Origin of the sequence: Paraburkholderia sp. GAS33 (assembly GCF_050436645.1) — a bacterium.
Classification (GTDB): domain Bacteria; phylum Pseudomonadota; class Gammaproteobacteria; order Burkholderiales; family Burkholderiaceae; genus Paraburkholderia; species Paraburkholderia phenazinium_B.
The window spans coordinates 846642-868963 of sequence record NZ_JBNDMP010000002.1 but is presented as its reverse complement, the minus strand read 5'-3'; the positions used below and the strand labels follow the sequence as shown (position 1 = coordinate 868963).

19 protein-coding genes are annotated in these 22322 nt (G+C 62.2%); 5 read left to right on the top strand and 14 right to left on the bottom strand.

Features of this window, described 5'->3' with window-relative positions; genetic code table 11:
• Positions 1-69 precede the first annotated feature (69 nt).
• From P3T24_RS10190 to P3T24_RS10160, 7 genes are all read right to left on the bottom strand, one after another.
• Complete coding sequence (locus P3T24_RS10190) at positions 70-1236, bottom strand: WD40/YVTN/BNR-like repeat-containing protein (RefSeq protein WP_429434318.1); 1167 nt, start codon at positions 1234-1236, stop codon at positions 70-72.
• Between the two features lie 82 nt (positions 1237-1318).
• Positions 1319-2200: a hypothetical protein gene (locus P3T24_RS10185; RefSeq protein ID WP_429434252.1), complete on the bottom strand. Its 882-nt coding sequence runs from the start codon at positions 2198-2200 to the stop codon at positions 1319-1321.
• A gap of 2 nt (positions 2201-2202) precedes the next feature.
• Entirely contained in the window at positions 2203-4656 is a 2454-nt protein-coding gene (locus P3T24_RS10180; protein ID WP_429434249.1) for a type VI secretion system Vgr family protein, read from the bottom strand.
• Positions 4657-5460: 804 nt separating this feature from the next.
• On the bottom strand, positions 5461-6321 hold the full coding sequence (locus P3T24_RS10175) for an efflux RND transporter periplasmic adaptor subunit (RefSeq protein ID WP_074263942.1): 861 nt from the start codon (positions 6319-6321) through the stop codon (positions 5461-5463).
• 13 nt (positions 6322-6334) lie between these two features.
• A complete protein-coding gene (locus tag P3T24_RS10170) occupies positions 6335-6535 on the bottom strand; it encodes a DUF1656 domain-containing protein (RefSeq protein WP_429434246.1) in 201 nt (66 codons plus the stop codon).
• Positions 6525-8729, bottom strand: coding sequence for an FUSC family protein (locus P3T24_RS10165; protein WP_429434244.1), 2205 nt, complete (start codon positions 8727-8729; stop codon positions 6525-6527). Before P3T24_RS10165 ends, P3T24_RS10170 begins: the two co-directional genes overlap by 11 nt.
• Positions 8730-8741: 12 nt before the next feature.
• Complete coding sequence (locus tag P3T24_RS10160; RefSeq protein ID WP_429434241.1) at positions 8742-10310, bottom strand: efflux transporter outer membrane subunit; 1569 nt, start codon at positions 10308-10310, stop codon at positions 8742-8744.
• 155 nt (positions 10311-10465) lie between these two features.
• Here P3T24_RS10160 and P3T24_RS10155 point away from each other — a divergent pair, with 155 nt between their 5' ends.
• Positions 10466-11404, top strand: coding sequence for a LysR family transcriptional regulator (locus P3T24_RS10155; protein ID WP_074263946.1), 939 nt, complete (start codon positions 10466-10468; stop codon positions 11402-11404).
• Positions 11405-11607: 203 nt separating this feature from the next.
• The gene (locus P3T24_RS10150; protein ID WP_167379378.1) at positions 11608-11763 is read left to right on the top strand and encodes a hypothetical protein; all 156 of its coding nucleotides are present in this window, start codon (positions 11608-11610) and stop codon (positions 11761-11763) included.
• 47 nt (positions 11764-11810) lie between these two features.
• On the opposite strand, the gene P3T24_RS10145 is transcribed toward P3T24_RS10150, so the two are convergent.
• The 4 genes from P3T24_RS10145 to wrbA form a co-directional block, all read right to left on the bottom strand.
• Positions 11811-12632, bottom strand: a complete 822-nt coding sequence (locus tag P3T24_RS10145) for a metallophosphoesterase (protein ID WP_429434238.1) — start codon at positions 12630-12632, stop codon at positions 11811-11813.
• 36 nt (positions 12633-12668) lie between these two features.
• Positions 12669-14090, bottom strand: coding sequence for an FAD-binding oxidoreductase (locus P3T24_RS10140; protein WP_429434236.1), 1422 nt, complete (start codon positions 14088-14090; stop codon positions 12669-12671).
• 145 nt (positions 14091-14235) lie between these two features.
• Positions 14236-14631, bottom strand: a complete 396-nt coding sequence (locus P3T24_RS10135; protein WP_429434233.1) for a DUF2069 domain-containing protein — start codon at positions 14629-14631, stop codon at positions 14236-14238.
• Positions 14628-15230 carry an NAD(P)H:quinone oxidoreductase gene (gene wrbA / locus P3T24_RS10130; protein WP_429434230.1) on the bottom strand — a complete coding sequence of 201 codons (603 nt, stop codon included), beginning with the start codon at positions 15228-15230 and terminating at the stop codon, positions 14628-14630. Before wrbA ends, P3T24_RS10135 begins: the two co-directional genes overlap by 4 nt.
• A gap of 107 nt (positions 15231-15337) precedes the next feature.
• Between wrbA and P3T24_RS10125 the strand changes: the two genes are divergently transcribed.
• A complete protein-coding gene (locus tag P3T24_RS10125; RefSeq protein ID WP_074263950.1) occupies positions 15338-16654 on the top strand; it encodes a YihY family inner membrane protein in 1317 nt (438 codons plus the stop codon).
• Positions 16655-16670: 16 nt separating this feature from the next.
• On the opposite strand, the gene P3T24_RS10120 is transcribed toward P3T24_RS10125, so the two are convergent.
• The 3 genes from P3T24_RS10120 to P3T24_RS10110 form a co-directional block, all read right to left on the bottom strand.
• Entirely contained in the window at positions 16671-16991 is a 321-nt protein-coding gene (locus P3T24_RS10120) for an Mpo1-like protein (protein ID WP_074263951.1), read from the bottom strand.
• Positions 16992-17226: 235 nt separating this feature from the next.
• Positions 17227-18060: an alpha/beta fold hydrolase gene (locus tag P3T24_RS10115; RefSeq protein ID WP_429434227.1), complete on the bottom strand. Its 834-nt coding sequence runs from the start codon at positions 18058-18060 to the stop codon at positions 17227-17229.
• The gene (locus P3T24_RS10110; RefSeq protein ID WP_429434316.1) at positions 18057-19424 is read right to left on the bottom strand and encodes an O-acetylhomoserine aminocarboxypropyltransferase; all 1368 of its coding nucleotides are present in this window, start codon (positions 19422-19424) and stop codon (positions 18057-18059) included. The genes P3T24_RS10115 and P3T24_RS10110 overlap by 4 nt, the downstream gene beginning before the upstream one ends.
• Positions 19425-19695: 271 nt before the next feature.
• On the opposite strand from P3T24_RS10110, the gene P3T24_RS10105 reads away from it, so the two are divergent.
• On the top strand, positions 19696-20151 hold the full coding sequence (locus P3T24_RS10105) for a CBS domain-containing protein (RefSeq protein WP_074263954.1): 456 nt from the start codon (positions 19696-19698) through the stop codon (positions 20149-20151).
• A gap of 143 nt (positions 20152-20294) precedes the next feature.
• The gene (locus tag P3T24_RS10100) at positions 20295-22232 is read left to right on the top strand and encodes an MFS transporter (RefSeq protein WP_429434224.1); all 1938 of its coding nucleotides are present in this window, start codon (positions 20295-20297) and stop codon (positions 22230-22232) included.
• Positions 22233-22322: the final 90 nt, after the last annotated feature.

Genomic DNA, 22322 nt, shown 5'->3' with positions numbered 1-22322 from the left:
CGCCGTAAAGGCAACGTCGGCCTGAAAGACGGGGCAGGATCTACGAACGCCGACGTTATACGCGAACGCCTACCAGGTTCGCTTTTTCAGCGTATAGCCATACAGGCCGTACTGTGTATTGGTGGCGGAGTCGAAATAAACACCTTGCGTGATACCGTCATCGGTTTCGGTCCACGATTTGCCGTAGTCCTTGCTGGCAAACGTCATGTCGCGTGGCGCACCTTCCCCGGAGGCATCCGTTGCATACACGAGTAGTACGCCACGCTTGCCCACGCTGAGTCCGTCCAGCATCAGACGTGCATCGAAGGTATGGGGCTGCTTGACCGTCTGATTGCCACGGTTTCCCCATGTCGATAGCGCACCGGTCCGGTGCCCGTTGTCACTCAAGTCCTTCCAGTTGCGCGGCGGCCCGAGCCGGGATAGCGCATAAACCGAATAGGCGTAATCGGGCGGTACCTGCTCGGACTGGAGCGAAACGACTACCTGATCAGGAAGCTTCACGTCAGGCTCGAACGCGTCGCTATCCCATTTCAGCCGCTCCACGATGCTTTCAGGTTGCATGTCCGCTATTTCTTCCGGCACGTAGTAGGCCACACGCAGCGTGCCGTCCGGACCAAGGTCTACGCCGTCGAAGGTCTTTCGCGGTTCGTCGTCCTCAGTTGCTTGGAGCGGAACCGTGATCTCTTTCCACGTGCGGCCGCCATCCGCTGTGCGCCAGACGTGCGGTCCCCAGCCAACCGCGTATCCCCGGTCAGGATCAAGGAAAAGCAGCTGGCCGATATTCCGGCTTTCCGGCCAGTCGAGTTGCGTCCAGTTCTTGCCGCCATCGCGCGAACGCCAGAGCTTCGTGATATGCGGCGCGGGAGTTTTGTCTTGTTCGGCCCGCTTGTAGTCCATCCAGTCCGTGCTGACATACTGCGTGGCCCAGTCTTTCGAATACCACCAGGCCGCATCCTGTCCCGGCTGCTGGAAGTGGCGTGTCAACCCTCCGTCGATGGTGCCGCGAAAAAAGCTAACGGTGTTGCGGTTTAAGGTTTCCGCTGTATTGCTCATCCACGCCTCGGTGGGCTCCGCAACCTGCGGGTCCTTCAATTGTGCAGCCGGCTTGAAAGTGATTACTGGGTCAGCAATCTTGAGACTGATAACCTCGTTTCCGTTGATCCGGGAGTCGCCGCCCCCATACGGTTTGTCATTCTTCATGAACGTCGTTGAAATAGTTTGCCAGCCTGGGGTAATCATGCTGTGATATCCGTAAGTTGCAAAAGCGGCCAGGAAAAGGCTGCCGAAAATGAATGTCCTGCGCCTGGGCATCCGCATGTCACTTCGCGTCCATCAGCCGCCCGAGCGCCTTACTCACTGGGTCGTCGATATCGGTCTTCGTCGCATCCCACGCATCGCGGACGGTATCGCCTGCAACCACCTTGCCGCTGTCCCATACCTGCTCGTAAGTTCGCCAGTCGCCCCATTCTTCCAGTGCGGGGCCGCCCATGATTTTCATCATGTCCGGAAGCTGCAAACCGGCCAGCCCGCCATCAAGGTAGGCGAGCGGATGCGTCTTGAACGCAAAGCTCTTGAACGTGGCGCTGTCCAGTTCAAGCTTGTATCGAGGAACCGTCATTGTGAAGCTGCCGTTTCCCGGCTTGACGCTGCGCATCTGGATTACATTTCCTTGCATGTTCTGCTGAAGTCCTCTTTCCATGTTCTTTTGTAGATACCACCGCGCGCTACGAAGCCATGCTTGCCCAGCAGGGCTAAGCGTCGGAAACAATTTCGCACCATAGTTCGAACAGTAGAAGTAACCGTAGCTGACGTAATAGCTGGGCGGCTTATGCCCGCAGCCGATGTGCCGCATCATGAAGTTGCTATGCCGGGACCAGTCGGAAGAGGTACATTCGGGCTGGATTAGCGTCTGCCGCTGGTGCAGCAGACGGGCAGAGACTTCCTTGTCGGTCCACGGGTCCCAGGACGTGGCGAAGGCTTTCACGGTGGCCCATGCGCTGCCCGCCGTGACCTTTTCGACTGTTTCCGTGTATTCGCACTGCAACGGCCTGTAGTAGTACTCGCAATGTCCGATTATCGAATCCGCAGCAGGTGGGACATGATCGTCACAGGCGGTACGCTCCACGCGGGCACGCTTCGTGTATGACTTCAGCGTCATGTACGATTCCGCGTAACCCACATCCTTGTCTTCATCTGCCATTTTTAATTGCCCTTCAACCGAATCGAAACGCCGCGGGGGACATGGCTCTGCGCCAGCGACGTTTCGCCATGTTCATTGGTTGTACCTTCGGCAATCAGCTTGCCCTCAGAGAACATCTGATAACGCGTATTGGCGACAGGAACTTCGGACCCGGCCCAATGCGCGACGAAAGCCTCATCAAACGCCCCCGTCGATTCCGGCAATGGCGGAACCGCGGTTGACAGTCTCTGCGCGCCTTTCTTCTGAATCGTAATGACCTTCAGGAAGAGGTCGAACGGGCCACCTAACGTAATGCTGCCGTCCTTCATGTGGATAAAGGCACCGCCCGATTCGAGGGTGAGTTCCTTCTTCGCGCTGATGCGTACCGTGCCGCTGACGCTCTCCATCGTCAGATCCTGGGAGGCCAGCAGCGACATGGCATCATTCTGTGCCTGCACTTCGACCGGACCCTTTGCCGCAAAAATCCTGGCACCGAGCTTCTGCGCGAACAGGGAAATCTTTTCGCCTGCTGCGACCGTGAAGCGTTTCAGCACGCTCCAGTCGGCGTTCTTCCCGGCTACAGCGTTGATGCTGTCCTGCGCCGCGAACTGCACGCCGCCGGCCGCGACAACAGCCGCCGATGCCGGGGTGCTCATCAGCAGACCCGGCTTCTTCAGCCCGTCGAAATCTTCCTTCATCTGCTGCTGTACATCGGTGTCGGCAGGCTCTGCCTTGGCGCTTTGTGCCGATGCTGCCAGCGCCTTCGCAGTCGCCAGCGCGCTTTCCAGTTGTGCGATGGTTTCCTGCATGTCGAGCTGCTTCCCGCTCGCGCCTGGACGGTCATATGCCGTGACCATCATTCCCTTACCTGCACGGCTCACTCCGTAACCGGATGTGCGAAGCTCATAGCCTTCGCCGCGCTTTTCCAGTTTGTTGTCAACCAGGTAGCCGAGATTCAGTTGCGATTTGCCCGAGTGCTCCGTGCTGAGCTTGACGCCTTCCTGGCCCGCCCAGTCCTCAAAGCGGATCTTGTTGTTCGCCTGGGTGCGGATCACATTCCGTGAGAGCCAGCGCCGGTCATTTGTCACCAGGTCGCGTGCCTGGCTGTGATGGTGGAACGCAACGATTTCGGGCTTGTCCGGGTCGCCGTCGCGGCAGGTAATCACGGCTTCGGCATCGTCCAGCGCCGGAAAGTGCATGCCGGTTTGCAGCTTGCCCGCGAACGGCTTCGCGAGGCGCAGCGGAACACTTTCTCCGCCGTTGGGCCACGTTTCGAAGTCCGCATCAAAACGCACCGTATAGTGGCCGTTTGCGGTTACGTATGCGTATTTGTAGGAGTCCGGGCTGGTGACGCGTGCGCTGAGCGTGCCGGTCACTTTGGCCCAGGTTTGCGTCTCAAGCCTGAGACGGAAGCGCCGGTCAGCGGGTATTGCCTTGTAGCTGTTCGAGTAGGGCGTATCGCGCGCGCCGCTGTGCGTGACCTCGACAATCAACTGGCCTTTGGGTGCATCGGGCAGAACAAGATCTGTTTCCAGCACGCGCCCCGGCTGCAGGTTCAGCACGCTGCTGTCGCCTTCAAAGACTACCTGCCAGGCGATGGCCGCTTCGTGGCGAAGCTGCGCTTCCCACTTCGCCCCCGCCTGGTCCAGGTGGTGAGTGCCATAAATATAGGACTGGCCGTAAGTGGTGGGATCGCTGGGCGCAACGTTGGACGTGTCGCGCAAACGCTCCCAGGCTTGCTCCGGGTTGTAATCCGCGACCATGAACGACTGCGGCACCGTCACGGTGTGGGTCTTTATCGCCGTCACCGCCTCGACGTCGCCCGCCTCAAGTCCCGCTGCTTCGCGGTACGGCACGACGCGTTGCGATTCGTCGTAAATGTAATGATCTACGTCGTCCCCGAACACCACCTGGTCGCCGTATTCCGTCTCCTGGATATAGCTGTAGATGCCCGATTTCTCCTGCAGCATATGCGCATAATTCTGGTCGCTCATGCCGTGCTGCATGCGAAAAGCATGCTTCGGATACTGGCGGCGTAGCCGGAAACTGAACTGGTGCTCAAGCATTCCGTGACCGCGCAACATCTCCGCCAGAATCTCGGGCGTTGAACCATGCTGGAAGATCCTGTTTCGGGTCACTGCTGCCAGCCGCCCGAAATGCGACTTCAACACGACTTCATACTTGACGTAATCCTTCGTGTTCTGGATCGTTGAGAAGCGCACGATGAAGCCGGAGAATTTCCGGGGTGGTCCATCGTCCGGCACGATGACAAACGACGCGTCACGGCTCAGGTATTCGGAGCGCGCAAGCTGTTGCGGGTGGGTCAATACGATACGCACCTCAGTCGGTGCACCCATCTTCTCGGTGGCCTCGAACGACACCACAGAGAGCGCCGCCGCGCTGTCCGTGCCGGGTACGTCGAGGTGGTACGCCTGTCGTCCCGGTAGGACCTGAAGTGCGCCCTGCAGGTCTGTCATTGGCCTGGCCTCCTTGCGATTGTTTGAGAGGCGCGGCCTGATTCAGCAGGACTACAAAGATTGGGAGGCCGCGATGCGGAGCTTATTTGGCTCCCAAGGGTTTTTACCCTGCGTGCCATCCCAATTCGTGCGGAAAATTCTGCAAATTGATCGTTGAAAGTCGAGGCGCAATCCGGCGGGCGAGCAATCCTGGCCGCCCGTGCAGACGGTATCTGCAAAAATATCCGTAATGTCCGTATTTCTGTTCGGATGCCGCGACCCTGGAACCCATCTGACGGACTTCGCCGGTCCGAGGTGCGAATTGCGGACAACGTTGCGGCCCTGGCTACGGCCACTTCGCGCTTGTTCGCGTCCGCATGGGAAACGGTCACGGGAAGAGGCCCCGGACCACTTGCAAAGGAGGTAACCGGTTGATTGCAGCGCCCCGGGCAGCAGGACGGATAAAACGCCTCATCCTGATGAACGAAGACTCATCAATATCGCTAGCATACCTAAATAGCCAGCGGGATGGGTTATGCCCGACGGCGGGGCGCGTAGCGCGACGCTGGAGCTGATGATTACCTTGTCACTACCGGGTGTGGTGCGTAGGCAGCTCTCGTGCGCGGACCACTCCGACTTCATGTCAGTGGTGGACACCTACAGGCTAGCGGTTGCAAGCCCGCTTTCTTTGCTTACTTTCTTTGCGGCGGCAAAGAAAGTAAGTGCCGCCCCGCACAGGGGCATCGCTAATAGACCACTAAGAATGCAAGGAAAGGCCAACACCGCAAGAACAACCACCAAACCAAGGCGCCGCAGGCAAAAACCTCACCCAGCCTTAACAACAACAGTACAAGTAGTCCCCGCCGACAAAACAACCCCATCAGGGACATGATCAATCTGAATCCGGACGGGCACCCGCTGCGCCAACCTCACCCAGTTAAAAGTCGGATTCACATCAGCCAGCAGCTCGCGGCTCTGCGGATTATCGCGGTCGTAAATCCCCCGCGAAATGCTCTCCACGTGCCCCTGCAACACACCACCACTCATCAACCGCATCTCAGCCTTATCGCCGACATTCACGTGCGGCAGCTTCGTTTCTTCAAAGTAACCATACACCCAGAATGAATGACTATCCACAATAGCGAGCTTCGCCGCGCCCGCGATGGCATAGTCCCCCTGGAACACGCTCAGATTCGTCACATATCCATCCACCGGTGACACCACGCGCGTGCGCTCCAGATTCAACTTCGCCGCATCCAGTGCCGCCAGCGCCTGCTCATAAGCTGCTTCCGCAGCAGACGCCGTATGCGTCGCGTTTTCCTGACTTTCCTTCGACACCACTTGGCTGTCCATGTCCGCGCGCCGTTGCGCGTCGTCGCGGCGCATCTGCAACTCGGCCTTGCGTGCCGCCACGGCAGCCTGTGCCTGCTCGACCGCGATCTGGTAATGCGAGGGGTCGATCTGCATCAGCAAATCGCCTTTCTTTACCAGCTCGTTGTCGTGTACCGGCAGCGCCACCACCGCGCCCGAGACGTCCGGCGCAATGTTCACGACGTCCGCGCGCACCCGCCCGTCGCGTGTCCACGGCTCGTCCATGTAGTGGACCCATAAGGCGCGGCCTATCAGCAGCGCAACAATGAATACGACGGCTGTTGCCACAAAACCCAGAATATTTCGGATGGTCATGATTCGACTCTGATCAACGATAAACGGCGAGGCCCAGCGCGCCGCATACACATACGAGCAAGCTGGCCCGGAACAGGTTCGGATGCCACACCACGCGATACAGTCCCGTATAGGCAATCGCGCGATCCAACACCCAGGTAAGCACAGCGCCGGCAATAAACATCAACACAATGGCCGGCACGTAAGCGTCAAGCACAGCAACTTCACGTGGCATGGCGAACTCCTTCTTGTTTCCCGGTCCGCGAGCCCACCAGCGTCTCTAGTGGCGATTGTGGATCGAGCAGCGCGGTACGAATGAAATGCAGATGACTCAGGATGCGTTGCAGTCGATGATGCTCCTCACGCGGTGGTGTGAACGTCGACAGCACTTGCTGGACGGCCGCAGTAGCGTCGATCGTCGCTGCGAGCGCGGCGTCCATCCGTTGAGCGCCCGGCCGGTCGAAGAGCGCTGCGATTGCGTCGCGCATCTTGCGTTCGGCAATGCGCCACGGCATCGTTTTAGCGTAGCGAGCTTCAGGCGGCAGCGCGCCGATCTCGCGCCGCATATCGATGATCGCGTTGCCCACTTCGAGCACGGCGAACAGCCAGCGCAGGCTGTCGCGCTTGACCTCGGGTTCTGTCTCGGCGAGCGCGTTGATCTGGAACATCAGGTCGCGTGCGCCGCTTTCGAAGCGGGAGCGCAGGCGTGTCAGACGTGAGTTGCAGGCCGTGACGACATGGCGGCGCAGGTCGATCAACAGACGGTTGCGCATCCACGGCAGCGACGGCGGCAGGAGCAGCGCGAATGCGATCGAACACACGAGCATCGACAGAAACAGCGCCAGCCCATCGTTGATCACGCCGGTCGGATCGTAGTGGATCACGTTGTCCGGACCTGCGAGGAAGCAAAAGAAAATGCAGTAACCCACGCCGTAGCCGGCCAGCTTCGGGCGCGTCGTCATGAATACGCCGAGCAGCAGGAACGGCGCGAGCGCAACGCAAAGCAGCGGAAAACCGTCGACGCGTGGATACAGCCCGAATACGACAATCATCCCCATCAGCGACGACAGGAGCGTGCCGCCCGCCATCTGGAATGCCATGCGGGTAGGGTTCGGCGATGTGGACGCCAGAGCACAGGTCGCCGAGCCGACCGGCAGCAGCGTGACGCCGCTCGGCCACGCGCTCGCGATCCAGAACACGCCCAGCAGCGCGATCACGATCGTCGCGCGCATGCCGGCGACCCCTGCAAACAATGCGTTGGTCCGCGGCTCATAGCGGTCGATCCAGCGCTCGCGCTCGTGCGTATCGCTAGCCAGCGAGGCATACGTGGCCGCATACGCGTGCAGATCGTCGATGAAGCGGTAGAGCAGTTCGGCGGCGGTGTCGAAATCGAGCAGCGGCACGTCGGGGCGGGCTTCCAGCGCTTCGCGCGTTGCCCGCAGCCGGTTGGGCAACTCGGTCTTGTAGGTTTCCAGTTGTTCGGTCACGCGCACGGCATCGGCGGCGGTCAGAACCGGTTCGCCGGATTTGTCGAGGAGCGGCGCGATCTCCTTGAAGTACGGTTCGATGGCTTCGATAGCGGCAGACGCGCCGGCCTCATGCAGCCGGTTCATCAACTGATGCAAGGCGTGAAAGCGCGTCGATGCAGTCATGAACTCGCTGTTCAGGCGCGACAGGCGGCCGCCTCTCATCCGCGAGGCCGGGGTTTCAAACACGGCGACGCTGCGGATCGCTTCGAAGCCCACGATGTCGGCGACAAAGCGTGCATTGGTGGTTTCGATCTGCGCGCGATCGACCTGGCCCGACAGCGATGCCGAAACGTATTCGACGAACGCACTAAAACGGCCGCGTATGGTGGTGCGCATCTGTTCGCCGGTGAACTGCGGGAACACCAACCCGCTGACTGCGCCGGAACAGACAATGCCGACCACGATTTCCGCGACGCGCGTCGTTGCGGAAATGAACGCGCCGTCTGGATGTTGTGCCGCAGGAAAGCCGATCAACGCGGCGGTGTAGCCGGCCAGCACGAAGCCATACGTGCGGAAATTTCGGTTGCGCGCGGCACCTGCGGTACAGATGCCGACCCAGATCGCCGTCGACGCGATGAAGAGTTCCGGCTGCTGCGCAAACAGGCCGATCAGCGCCAGCATGACGACGAGCCCGACCACCGTGCCGCAGATCCGGTAGAAGCTCTTCGCGAACACCATGCCGCTTTGCGGCTGCATCACGATGAAGACGGTCGTCATCGCGGTACGCGGTTGCGGCAGGTCGAGTTTCATCGCTACGTACAGCGAAAGAAACGCCGCAGCCAGCGCCTTGAAGATATAGATCCAGGTCAGGCCGTCGGTGCGGGCCCAATCGGCGGCGGCCGCGTAGAAGGCCGTCAAAGCGAGCGGCTGGCGTGGGACTGAGGAGGGGGAGGTGGACATGATTCGCGGCCCTTACTGCACAGTGGGCGCGTAGGCCGAGGCCTGACCGCCAGTCATTGCGTTGGCGGTCGGTGGCGCCGTCGTCGCCGTTTTGCCTTTTCCATGCGCCGGCAGCGTTTCATCCGTCTTCGGGCCGTCAGCCGGATCGGCGAGGCCGCCACCGAGCGCCGTCATCAGAGAAGCATGCGCACCCAGCCGCTCGGCCTGCACGCGTGCGACGCCTTCCTGCGCCCGCAGCAACTGGTTCTGCGCCACCAGCACATTCAGATAGTCCGTCAGACCACGCCGGTAGCCTTCCTTCGCGAGGTCATAGTTCTTGTGTGCGGCGGCGACCGAGCGATCGGCATCGTTGGCTTGCGTCTCGAGAGAACGGATCCGCACCACCTGGTCCGCCACGTCCTTCAGCGCGCTGACGATGGTCTGGTTGTACTGCTCGACTGCCGTGTCATAACCGGCATCCGCGGCGCCCAGTTGCGAGCGCAGCCGGCCGCCGTCGAAGATCGGCAACGACATCGCCGGTCCCGCGGTCCAGCCGCCGTTGGTCGCCTTCAGGAACTGGAACAGCGGACCGGCCGCAGCATAGCCGCCCATCGATGCCAGCAGGTTGATGTCCGGATAGAAGTTGGCCTTGGCGACGTCGATACCGCGCGCCTGTGCCGCCACCGTCCAGCGCGCCGCGACGATGTCGGGACGATGGCCGAGCAGCTCGGCAGGCAGCGTCGAAGGCAAGCCTGCGGGCGCGTCGAGAGAAAGCGTTGGGCGCGTGATCGAATCGCCCGCGCCGGGACCTTTGCCTGCCAGCGCCGCAAGCTGATTGCGGCCCAGCGCGATCTGCTCTTCGAGTGCGTCGATCTGGCGTTCGTATTCGGGCACAGGCGTTTCGGCCTGGCTCACTTCGAGCTGCGTGCCGAGACCACCTTTGAGACGGCGCGTGGCGAGATCGACGATCTGCTGTTGCTGTTGCAGCGTCGCCTGGGCGATGTCGAGCAGCGCGTAATTCATCGACATACCGATATACGCACGCACCACGTTCGCTTCGAGTTCGAGTTGCGCGGCGCGTTCGTCGGCTGCGCTGGCGTGAGCGGCGTCAAGCGCCTGCTCGGCGGCGTTCTTGTCCTTGCCCCACAGGTCGAGATGATAGGACAGGCCGAGCGTGCCGGTGTTGTCGTAGGAGTTGGTGTTCGAGAGCGAACCCGGACCGTAATAGATATTGTCTGGCCAGTGCTGACGCTCGAGCGACAGATTGCCGTTGACCTGCGGCGAGAGCGCCGCGTGCGCCACACCAGCCAGCGATTGCGCTTCGCGCACCCGTGCCTGCGCAACGGCGAGCGTCGGATTGCCGGCCTGAGCCGCGTCGATCCACGCATTGAGCTGCGGATCGTTATAGACGCGCCACCAGTCCGCAGCGGGCCACTGCGCCTCGGCATCGGCGGCACGAATCGCTGCGCCGGCATCGAGCGAGGACGGATTCATTCCGCGTGCCTGAGGCGCGATGCCTCCGGTACTGGCGCAGCCGGCGATTATCATGGAGATCGTAAGAACCGCGATCGCGGTGATCCCTTTTTGTACCGGAGGCTGCACGATTTACTCCTTTATTGACTAAAGTACCTTGTGCGCCATTATATTTTTCGCTGTATTTACGAATAACCCGCAAAGATGTAAGGCATTTTTACGGAAATTGAGATAATCGCTCTTGCGAAGCGTGTAACAATCGCTTCGTCTCAGTGAGGATAGGTATGGATACGCTTCAAAACATGCGTGTTTTCACCCGCGTCGTCGAGGCGGGCAGCTTCACCGGTGCCGCGCAGCACCTCAATACGACCACGGCGTATGCGTCGCGCGCGGTCTCCGATCTCGAGGCGCATCTGCGCACCCGGTTGCTCAATCGCACCACGCGCCGCATTGCGCTGACCGAAGCCGGCGAGCGTTATCTGCAGCGCTGCGAACAGATTCTGGCCTACGTCGATCAGGCCGAAGCCGAAGCGGGCGACGCTCACGCAAAGCCGTCCGGCAAGCTGAAAGTCCACGCCATGACGAGTTTCGGCCAGCACTATGTGGTGCCGGCCGTTGGGCGTTATCAGCAACGCTATCCGGAAGTACAGGTTGAATTGACGCTGGCGCAACGCATGCCCGACCTGCTCGACGAGGGCTATGACGTTGCGCTCGTGCTGGCGCACGATCTGCCGGACTCGGGCCTCGTTTCGCAGCGCCTGGGCAGCGCATTTAGCGTTGCCTGTGCGTCGCCTGCTTACCTTGAACGCAATGGCGTGCCGCAGACGCCTTCGGATCTCAGCCGCCACACCTGTCTGCAGATGGTCACGCCGGTATTTCCGACAAACGAATGGACCTTCGACGGCCCGAATGGTCAGGAGACCCTGGCGCTTGGCGCGGCGACGTTTCAGGTGAATGTCGCCGAGGCGCTGGCGGTGGCGGTGCGCGAGGGCATGGGCATTGGCCTCATCCCGATCTATTCGGCGATCAGTGGCCTGCGTAGCGGCCAGTTGATGTGGGTGTTGCCGGAGTACACGTCCCAGGAGATGAACGTGTATGCGCTGTACCCGTCGCGCCAGTATCTCGACGCGAAGATCCGCACCTGGGTCGAATTTCTGCGTGACGAACTACCCTCGACGCTCGCCACCGATCAGGCCGAACTGCGTAAATTCATCCGCACGTGACGGCGGGTCCTGGCGCACGCCGTCCGCCGGTTCGCGTTGACTGACCGTTCTCGCCGTGCATCACAGGCTGTTACAGATCTTCGGCATCGCAACATTTCCTTACTTCTCCCGCCGATTTGATTTGATAACGTTGGGTCAACGCGCTGGCCGGACCGAGTGGGTTGCAGTCAGGAATCTGAATTTACTGGAACGAAGAGGGACTCATGGATACGCATCTGCTGATCGGCGTGGCCGTCATGCTGGGACTGATTGGAATTGCCGCCTCGCGCGATCTGTTGCGCAACTTGCGTGCGCAACCGCAACTGGTGCCGATCCGCGCCGAACGTCGCGACGCAGCGGGATATCAGCGCCGCCGCTGAGCGTGTGGGGTAGCGTCGATGACGCTGCCCGTGTCGGCTCAAGCATCTTATATTTCGACCACCCTGTCCCACGCAAACTGCGGATTTTCCGGCTGCCCGGTGCGGCGGTCGAGGTAGCCACGCGGATTGCACATGACCCGCGTGCCCTCAACGGTGTAGTCGAACGCCGTGTGAGTGTGACCGTGAATCCACAGCGCAACCGGTGAGCGCACCAGCGTCGGCAGATGGCTGACGAAGCCGGCCGACACGCGGTCATCCGCGTAACGCTCGGCGAGACTCAACCGATGCGGCGCGTGATGCGTGACCACGATGGTTTTCCCCCCGAATGGCTTGCTCAATTCCCGCTCTAGCCACGCCCGCGCCTGTGCATGCAGCGCGAGAGAGTCGGCAGGGGTGAAATCGCGTGTGGCAGTGGTGTTCGCCGCGGCCGAGCCGTCGTGCGGCCACGTGAGCTGGATCAAACCTTTGAAGTCGAGCATGACGCGCTGGGCCGCTGCCGTCGAAATCGTTAGCGCCTCCTCGTCAGCGCCATAGAGCGTGAAGTCGGTCCACAAGGTGGTCCCAAGCACGCGCCATTCGCCAGCGGGATCCACCAGCGCAGCGTTATTCAGAAAGTGCACGTTCTCGACCGATGCTGCGGCATCGCACATGGCCGCTTCCAGCGCGCCGAATTCTCCGTCGTAGTACTCGTGATTGCCTGGCACGTAGACGACGGGCGCAGCCCCGTCGAACGTCTCGGCGGCCCAGCGCGCACCCGCTGCGTGATTGTGAATATCGCCGGCAAGCACGATCAGATCCGCCTGCGCATGCGGGATCACTTCCGGCTCGTCGCACTCCAGATGCAGGTCGGACAGCACACGGATCTTCACGAACGGCACTCCTTTGTGGATGGAAAGCCTGTACTCCTAGCGTAGCACCTTGCCGGGATTCATCAGGTTGAGTGGATCTAGCGCGCGTTTGACGGCTCGCATCAACTGCACTTCCACGTCCTGCTTGTAGTGCATCGCCTCGTCGATCTTCAACTGGCCGAGCCCGTGTTCCGCGCTGATGCTGCCGCGATGGCGATGCACGCTGTCGTAGACGATCTGGTTGATCGGGCTCTGGTACTCCGCGAGAAACGCTTTCGCATCGACGCCTTCGGGTGCCTGCACGTTGTAGTGCAGATTGCCGTCGCCGAGGTGGCCGAACGTGACCATGCGTACGCCCGGTACGGCTTGCGCTATCGCGGCGTCGGTTTCGGTGATGAAGTGCCCGATGCGTGAGATCGGCACGGCGATATCGTGCTTGATGTTGAGACCTTCTTCGGCCTGCGCGAGCGGAATGTGTTCGCGCAGATTCCAGAAAGCCCGCGATTGCGCGAGGTTTTCCGCTACCACTGCGTCCTGCACCAGTCCTTCCTCGAGCGCCGTTTCCATCAGCCGTTCGAAGAGGGCGCGTGCGTGTTCTTCGCTTTCGCTGTCCGATAGTTCGAGCAGCACGACTTGCGCGTGCGGCTCGGCGAACGGATAGCGCATCTGAGCGAAATGCCGGTTAACGAGTCGCAGGCAGAAATCGGACATCAACTCGAAGCCGGTCAGAAGCGGACCGGCAAAGCGTTGCGTGAGCGCGAGAAAATCGAGCGCCGCGTGCGGCGAGGCGAGCGCGGCAAGCGCTGTGACGCGCGCCGCCGGCTGCGGATGCAGCTTCAGCACGGCCGCGGTGATGATGCCGAGCGTGCCTTCCGCGCCGATGAACAGGTCGCGCAGATCGTAGCCGGTGTTGTCCTTGCGCAGGCCACGCAGGCCGTCCCACAACTCGCCTTGTGGCGTGACCACTTCGAGGCCGAGGCAGAGTTCGCGCGTGTTGCCATAGCGCAGCACGCCGGTGCCGCCCGCGTTGGTGGCGAGATTGCCGCCTATCGTGCAACTGCCTTCGGCCGCCAGACTCAGCGGGAACAGGCGGCCGGCTTCTTCCGCGCGGGCCTGCACGTCGGCGAGGATCACGCCAGCTTCGACTGTGATTGTGTTGTTGTGCGGGTCGATATCGCGGACGCGGTTCAGACGGCGCAGGCTGAGCACCGCTTGTGCGCCGCCGGCATCTGGCGTGGCTCCGCCGACCAGGCCCGTGTTGCCGCCTTGCGGCACCAGTGCGACGCCATATTCCACTGCCAGCTTCACCAGAGCGGCAACTTCGGCGGGTGTCGCCGGACACAGTACCGCGCAGGCCGCACCGGTGTAGCGGCGACGCCAGTCGGTGAGGTAAGAGGCGGTGTCGTGGGATTCTGTCAGGACGTGTGCTACACCGATAGCGTCGCGGCAGGCCGCGATGAAGGCGGCGCCTGAGGCCATGTTCGGTGCCGTTTGAGAAGCGGAATGGGTCATGATGGTCGGTCAGAAGAGAGAGGCGAACACGCGACGTCGCCTCGTCTACGGTTGATCTTTGGGAGCTGCGCGTTGCGGGCCGCAATCGGACAGGCGGCATACGCGCATAGCTTTATGCGGCCCGCTTCGCACGCCTTGCCGCCCGTTTAAACGGGCCAACATACGCCAGCGCGCAAACGAAGAAAACAACAGCGAGCAGCGTTTCGAGCCAGCCGAGCTGGGCGGACAGGCCGCGCTCGCTCCAGCCGCGCACAATGCCTTCGGCGAAATACAGCAGGATCAGCATCGACGTCCATTGCAGGGTGTAAAGCCGTTGGCGCAGCACGCCGGGCAAGGCGAGCAGCAGCGGTGCGGCTTTGAGAACGAGCGCGGTGCCGCCCGGACGCAGCGGCGCAAGCCACCACTCCCAGGCGACCGAAAGCACGATCAGCGCAATCAGGGCCGCTGCTGCGCCGAGCGCCGCACCGCGCCGCCGCGCGGGCGTCGAAACTGAATCGGGTGTGCTCACGGGCGTTCGCTCATGGCGGCGGCGGTGCGTGCGACGCGTGCCCCAAGCGCGACGGCAAGCGTTTTCTCATCTGCGGAAATACCGTGTTCCGCAGAATCGGCCCGCGCGAAATGCGATGCGCCGTAGGGCGTGCCGCCCGTCAGCGTGGTGGTCAGCGTGCTCTCGGTATACGGGATGCCGACGATCAGCATGCCGTGATGCAAAAGCGGCAACATCATCGAAAGCAGCGTGGATTCCTGGCCGCCGTGCAAACTGCCCGTGGACGTGAACACGCAGGCCGGCTTGCCGGCCAAGGCGCCGGACAGCCACTGCGGCGTGGTGCCGTCGAGAAAGTATTTGAGCGCAGCGGCCATATTGCCGAAGCGGGTCGGCGATCCGAGCGCGAGGCCCGCGCATTCTTCCAGATCGCGCAGCTCGACGTAGGGCGGGCCTTCTGCCGGAATATCGGGCTGGGTCGCCTCGCAGACGGTCGAGACGGGCGGCACGGTGCGCACGCGCGCCTGCATGCCGGGGACGCTGTCGACGCCGTGCGCGATCGCCAGCGCGAGCTCGCGCGTGGCGCCGTAACGGCTGTAATAGAGCACGAGAATGTCTTTCATAGGCCTGATCGAGTGAGCAGGTATTATAGGGGGTGGGTCCGCAGCACAGGCGGCTCGCGGGCAACTGGCGCGAGCCCTACACGGTTCACGAAGCAAGGAGGCAGGGTTTGTTGTCCAGGGTGCGTTTCGACCTCGATACGCTTAAACGTCTCGCGCAATTCGCCGCGAAGCGCAGCAGCGAAGATCGCATTCCCCAGGTGGCCGGCAGTCTGACGTTCACCACCATGCTCTCGCTCGTGCCGCTTGCGACGGTAGCGTTCGCCTTGTTCACCGCGTTCCCGATCTTCGGTTCGTTCCAGATGTCGCTGCAGGGTTTTCTGGCCGATCATCTGATGCCGTCGCAGATCAACGATCAGATTTTCAGGTACCTCAACGAATTCGCGGCCAAGGCGAAGGGCCTGACGACGATGGGCATGATCGTCCTGTTCGTCACTTCGGTGATGACGATGATGACCGTCGAATCCGCGTTCAATGTGATCTGGCGGGTGCGCAAGCCGCGGCCCTTTGCGCAGCGCGTGCTGGTCTATTGGGCGGTCATCACGCTGGGGCCGATCCTGATCGGTGTCAGCCTGTCGATTTCTTCGTATCTGTTCACACGCTCGATGGCGTTCAGCGCCGCGCAGCACATCACGCCGCTGATCGATTGGGCGCTGACCGGAGCAGCGCTGCCGCTTACGGTGCTCGCTTTCACCATGCTCTACGTGTATCTGCCGAATTGCCGGGTGGAGTGGCGCGATGCAGTGGTGGGCGGCCTCGGCGCAGCCATCGCATTCGAACTGGCGAAACGTGGCTTCGGCTATTACATCCGGCGCATTCCGACCTATACGGCGGTGTATGGCGCGTTTGCGGCGGTGCCGATGTTCCTGCTGTGGATGTACCTGAGCTGGTTCATCACGCTGGCGGGGGCGATGGTGGCGTCGGCGCTACCGGCGATCCGCATAGGGCAGTTTCACCGGCCGCGTTTCGCGGGCAGCAATCTGTTCGATGCGCTCGAGATGCTCGCGCGGCTTTCCGAGGCGCGCGAAGCGGGCAAGCCTGGGTACACGTTGCAGGATCTCGCGCGCATGCTGCGCCGGGATATGGATACGACCACCCATTTGATTGATACGCTCGAGGAGATCGAGTGGATCGCGCGTCTGCAGGAAGACGGCTCGCGCCCGCGTTTCCTGCTGCTGGCCAATCCCGCCCAGGTGACAGTGGAACGGCTCTTCGACCTGTTCGTGATCGATCGCGCGGAACTCGAATATCAGCTCAATCTGGAGTCCACGCGGGTGGACGGCGCGACGTTGCTGGCGGCGCTGGAGAACGACAAGCTGAGTGTTTCGCTCGCGTCGCTGCTCGCCCTGCGGGCCTCGGCGCGTGCCGTGCGGGCAGCGGCCGAAGCCGAGGGACGGAATTCGTCAATGCCCCATCAGACGGCGTGAACGGCATGCCTTTGCGCTAAAGGGAAATCTTCCCGACGCAGATATCCTTGAACATCACCCAGTCGCCCATCAGGCTGTAGACGGGGTGCCGGAATGTGGCCGGGCGGTTCTTCTCGAAGAAGAAATGCCCGATCCATGCACACCCATAGCCACTGACGAGCGCAGCCGGCAACCACAGCCAATCGCCGGTGGCTAGCGCCATGGCCAGACAGCCGATCACGCCCAGCGAGCCGACAAAGTGCAGCCGCCGCGAAACAACGTTGCGATGCTCCTCGAGGTAAAACGGATAAAACTCCGCGAAATTCGCGAAGCGTTCGGTATGAGCGGTTTGAGACATCTTGGCCTCCGTTTCGCTGCTCTCTTGTGGTCCATCCCCCGCCATGCCCGTTTATGCGGCATGGCGAACCCGGCCAGCGACAAGTGCATCGTTTGTGCGCCTGAAACCGGATGGGCCTGAATCATTGTGCGGCTATCGGCGGATGCGCGCAACCTGGCCATTCGGCCGATGGTGCGCGCCGCCGGGCGGCGCTATTGTCGAGCTTACAGAAGCGATTGAGCGGAACTGCATAGCTTTATGCGGATTGGGTGTCGAGGCCCGACGCAAAACTGAACAGCGCGTCCAGCGTTGCGTCCGGTTGCTCGGTCATCAGCGCGTGGCCGGCATCGAGCACCACCGTGGCGACCGTTGCACCGGCTTCTGCAAAAGCCTGAGCGAGCGCTTTCGTGGCGCGCGGCGGCGTCATGGCGTCGCGCCGTCCCACGATCAGCTGTACCGGGCAGCGCACCTGGGCTGCGCGTGCAAGGCCATCGGCGTAGGCATTGCAGGCCGTGAAGTCGGTGTGGAACAAGCCGGGTTCGCCTTTGGCCGAGAGCCGCTCCATCAGCCGCTGGTTCGTGCCGTGCAGCCAGAAGCCCGGACCGGGGCAGGATGGTTTCGCGGCCAGCGTCGAATGCGACCATTGATTGACCATGCCGATCGCCTCCGGCTCGCGGTTGAGGGCGGCGTCGAGCAGGGCGTCGGAGACGGCCATCGGTACGGCAGTGGCGACCAGCGCGAGACCGCTCGCACGTTCCGGATATCGCGCGGCAAACTCGAGCGCGACGAGCGAGCCCATGCTGTGGCCAATCGCGCAAGCGCGTGCCACGCCGGCTGCGTCCAGCAGCGCGGCGAGCCAGTCGGCCATGGAGGCGATATCGGTGAGCGCGGGGCCAGCGCTGCGATGATGGCCCGGCAGGTCGACGGCCAGCACACTGAAGCCGTGATGCGCGAAGTAACGGGTTTGCAGCGCCCACACGCTGTGGTCGTGCTCGGCGCCATGGATGAACACCGCGCAAGGCAGGTCGGAGTCGAACGGTTTGCCTCCGGTGTAGACGTAGGCTGTCTTGTTCTGGACCTCGAGGATCATGCGGACTCCTTGGCTGCGCCGCCGCTGGGGTTGCCGGCGCCTTGGGGACTGTTCTTCGGTTTGGCGGCGCTGCCGCTGGCGGGCTTCTGCGCGGCCTTGAGCGCGCGCTTGAGGTCGTCGATCAGATCGTCCGGATCCTCGAGGCCGATCGACAGGCGGATGGTGCCCTCGGCGATGCCCGCCGCGGCGAGTGCAGCGGCGTCCATGCGGAAATGGGTGGTAGAGGCGGGATGGATCACCAGCGAACGGGCGTCGCCGACGTTCGCCAGATGCGAGAACAGCGAGAGCGCTTCGATGAAGCGCCGTCCGGCGGCACGGTCGCCACGCAGGTTGAAGCTGAACACGGCGCCGGCGCCGCGTGGCAGCAGGCGCATGGCGAGTGCGTGATCCGGGTGCGAGTCCAGTTCGGGATACGCGACGGATTCGACCGCGGCGTGGGTAACGAGAAATTCGACCACTTTGCGGGTGTTCGAAACGTGCCGGTCCATACGCAGCGGCAGCGTTTCGATCCCCTGCAGCAGTTGCCAGGCGGCTTGCGGATGAAGACACGCGCCGAAGTCACGTAGCCCTTCGCGACGGGCGCGCAGCAGGAAGGGGGCAACGGTGCTTTCCTCGGCGAACACCATGCCGTGGAAACCCTCATACGGTTCGGTGAACTCGGGAAAGCGTCCTGACGCGTCGAAGTCGAAGGTCCCGCCGTCGACCAGCACACCGCCGATGGTGGTGCCGTGACCGCCGAGGAACTTGGTCGCCGAGTGGTAGACGAAATCCGCGCCATGCTCGAAGGGCTTGAGCAGGTACGGCGTCGTAAAGGTCGAATCGACCAGCAGCGGTACGCGGTGTTCATGCGCGATCCCGGCTACCGCGGCAATATCCAGCACGTCGAGCCCGGGATTGCCGAGGGTTTCGCCGAACAGCAGGCGGGTGTTCGGGCGTAGCGCGGCGCGCCAGCCGTCCAGATCGCCGGGTTTGACGAAAGTCGTTTCGATGCCGAAGCGGCGCAGCGTGTAGTTCAGCAGATTGTGCGAGCCGCCATACAGGGCGCCAGACGCGACGATATGGGAGCCCGCGCCCATTAGCGTGGCGATCGCCAGATGCAGCGCGGCCTGGCCGCTGGCCGTGCCGATTGCGCCGGCGCCGTTTTCCAGCGCGGCGACGCGCTCTTCGAAGACGGCCACGGTCGGGTTCGAAATCCGCGAATACACGTGGCCGGCGCGTTCCATGTTGAACAGCGCGGCGGCGTGGTCGGTGTCGCGGAACGAGAACGAGGTGGTCTGGTAGATCGGCGTGGCGCGCGCACCGGTCGTGGGATCGGGGGCTGCGCCGGCATGCAGCGCAAGCGTATCGAAACGGTTGGCGGACATCCTGGGCGGCGGAGCCACGGGCAGCTCCGCGAAGGGTCAAAGTGGAGGCATCGTATCATCGGGGTTGACGGCTTCAAGTCCGATTTTCCCTGTATGGGGCGCTGCCACGCCCGTCCCGCCTTGGTGGGCGGCCCGCTTTCCTTTTACAGGCCTTTCCGCTAGGATCGAAATCAGTCATGCATTAACGGCTTCACCAGATTCTGCAATCACCCGTGCATGGGACCGCGAGTAGGCGCCAAAGCGCTAACCCCGGTCGACAAAGGAGACAATCATGCGAGTCAGCGACATTCTCAAGGTCAAGGGCAATACCCTGTTTACCGTCACGCCGGATACGCCGCTGCTCGACGCAGTCAATGCGATGGCCGAGCACGACATCGGCTCGCTGGTAGTCATGGAATATGGCGATCTGGTCGGCATGCTGACGTTCCGGGAAATCATCCTGACGCTCAGCAAACATCACGGCAGCGTCGGCACCGCGACTATCCGTAAGGTCATGGACGACCATCCGCTCACGTGCACGCCGGAAACGGATGTGAACGAAGTGCGCCGCATGATGCTCGAGCACCATGTGCGCTATTTGCCGGTCATGGAGAGCCGCACGCTGATGGGCGTGATCTCGTTCTACGACGTGGCAAAGGCCGTGGTCGAGGAGCAGGGCTTCGAAAACCGCATGCTCAAGGCCTATATCCGCGACTGGCCGGAAGAGCGGGAGCAACAGACGGGCTAAATGCCCGGCGATGACCGTGTTGGCCGGGTGCGGTCGCAGCGGCCATCAAGTTGCCACAAGCCTGAGGTATAGGTCCAGGGGCGTGCGCGAAAGCGCGCGCCTTTTTTGCATCCGCGCGGTCCTTTCTCCTATTTCCCAACTACATGAGCGATCGTCCGATACCCGCCGCCCGCCGCGCAACCCGAACTAGCGACGCACACGAATCCCAGTTCCGCCTGCTCAGCGAGCGACGCTTTGCGCCGTTTTTCTGGACCCAGTTCCTGGGCGCCATGAACGACAACGTGTTCAAGATCGGCTTTACGTCGCTCGTAACGTATCAGACGGCGCGCTTTTCCGGGGTCGATGCGAAGACCGCGGCGTTCCTGATCTCGGCGATCTTCATCCTTCCGTTCGTGCTGTTGTCGGCCACCTCCGGCCAGATCGCGGACAAGTACGACAAGGCGATGCTGACGCGCTTTGTGAAGACGTTCGAGATCGCTGTGATGCTGATCGGCGGCACGGGTTTCTGGCTGCATAGCGCGCCGCTGCTATATCTGTGCACGTTTCTGATGGGTGTCCATTCCACGGTGTTCGGCCCGGTCAAGTATTCGTACCTGCCCCAGCATCTGGCGAAAACGGAACTGGTCGGCGGCAACGGCATGGTCGAAATGGGTACCTTCGTCGCGATCCTGATCGGCACGATTATCGGCGGGGAAGCGGCGGGATTCGTCGAACATGGCGCCCTGGTGCTGGCCTGCGCCTGCGTCGGGATTGCGCTGGTGGGGCGCGTCGTGTCCATGTTTGTGCCCGCTACGCCGGCGCCGCAGCCCGATCTGCAGATCAACTGGAATCCGGTCAGCGAAACGTGGCGCAATCTGAAGATCGCCCACGAAAACCGCACGGTGTTTCTGAGCCTGCTGGGTATTTCGTGGCTGTGGTTTGTCGGCGCGACGTTTCTGTCGTCGTTTTTCAATTTTGCCAAGGACGTGCTGTCGGCCAATCCCGATGTCGTCACCGTGCTGCTCGGCACGTTTTCCATCGGCATCGGGCTCGGTTCGCTAATGTGTGAACGGCTCTCGAAGCGACGTATTGAAATCGGGCTGGTGCCGCTCGGCTCGATCGGTATGAGCGTGTTCGCCATTGATCTGTTCTTTGCGAGTCACGCGTTACCGCCGGCCGCGCATTTGCTGAGCGTCGGCGAATTCCTCACGATGCCCGCCAACTGGCGCGTGCTCGCCGATCTGTTCCTGCTCGCCGTGTTCGGCGGCCTTTATAGCGTGCCGCTGTATGCGCTGATCCAGAGCCGCAGCCAGCCGAGCCATCGTGCACGCATCATCGCAGCCAACAATATTCTCAACTCGCTGTTCATGATCGTCTCGGCGCTGATGGCGATGGCGCTAACCACCGCGGGCGTCAGTATTCCGGGTCTTTTCCTGGTGACTGCTTTGCTGAACATCGTGGTGGCCACCTACATCTACTCGCTGGTGCCGGAATTCCTGCTGCGCTTTATCACATGGGTGCTGGTGCATACGTTCTACCGGATCCGGCTCGTGCATGCCGAGCGCATTCCGGAGGAGGGCGCGGCGGTGCTGGTGTGCAATCACGTGAGCTATGTGGACGCGATCGTCATCATGGCCGAAAGCCCGCGGCCGATCCGCTTCGTGATGGATCACCACATTTTCAGGTCGCCGTTTGCCGGCTGGGTGTTTCGTCACGCGAAGGCTATTCCGATCGCGCCGTCGCACGAGGACCCGGAAATGCTGACGCGGGCCTATGAAGCCTGCGCGCGGGCGCTCGCTGAGGGTGACCTGGTGTGCATTTTCCCGGAAGGCAAGCTGACCAGGACCGGTGATCTGAACCCGTTCCGCCATGGCGTGACCGAGATCATCCGTCGCACGCCGGCGCCGGTGGTGCCGATGGCCCTGCGCGGGCTGTGGGGCAGCGTGTTTTCACGTGGCGCCGAGACGCGCTGGCCGCGACCGGTGCAAAAAGGTGTGATGAGCCGGCTGACGCTGGCGGTCGGCGAGCCGCTCGATCCGGCGCAGGTGACGCCGGAAGGGCTGCAGCAGATCGTGACGGAGTTGCGCGGGGCGCGGAAGTAGGGACTGCCGCTCTGCTACCCTGAGTTGCTGTGCTGTGCTGTGCTGTGCTGTGCCTCGCTAGCGCGGCGACCCGCGTGGCGGGCGGCGACT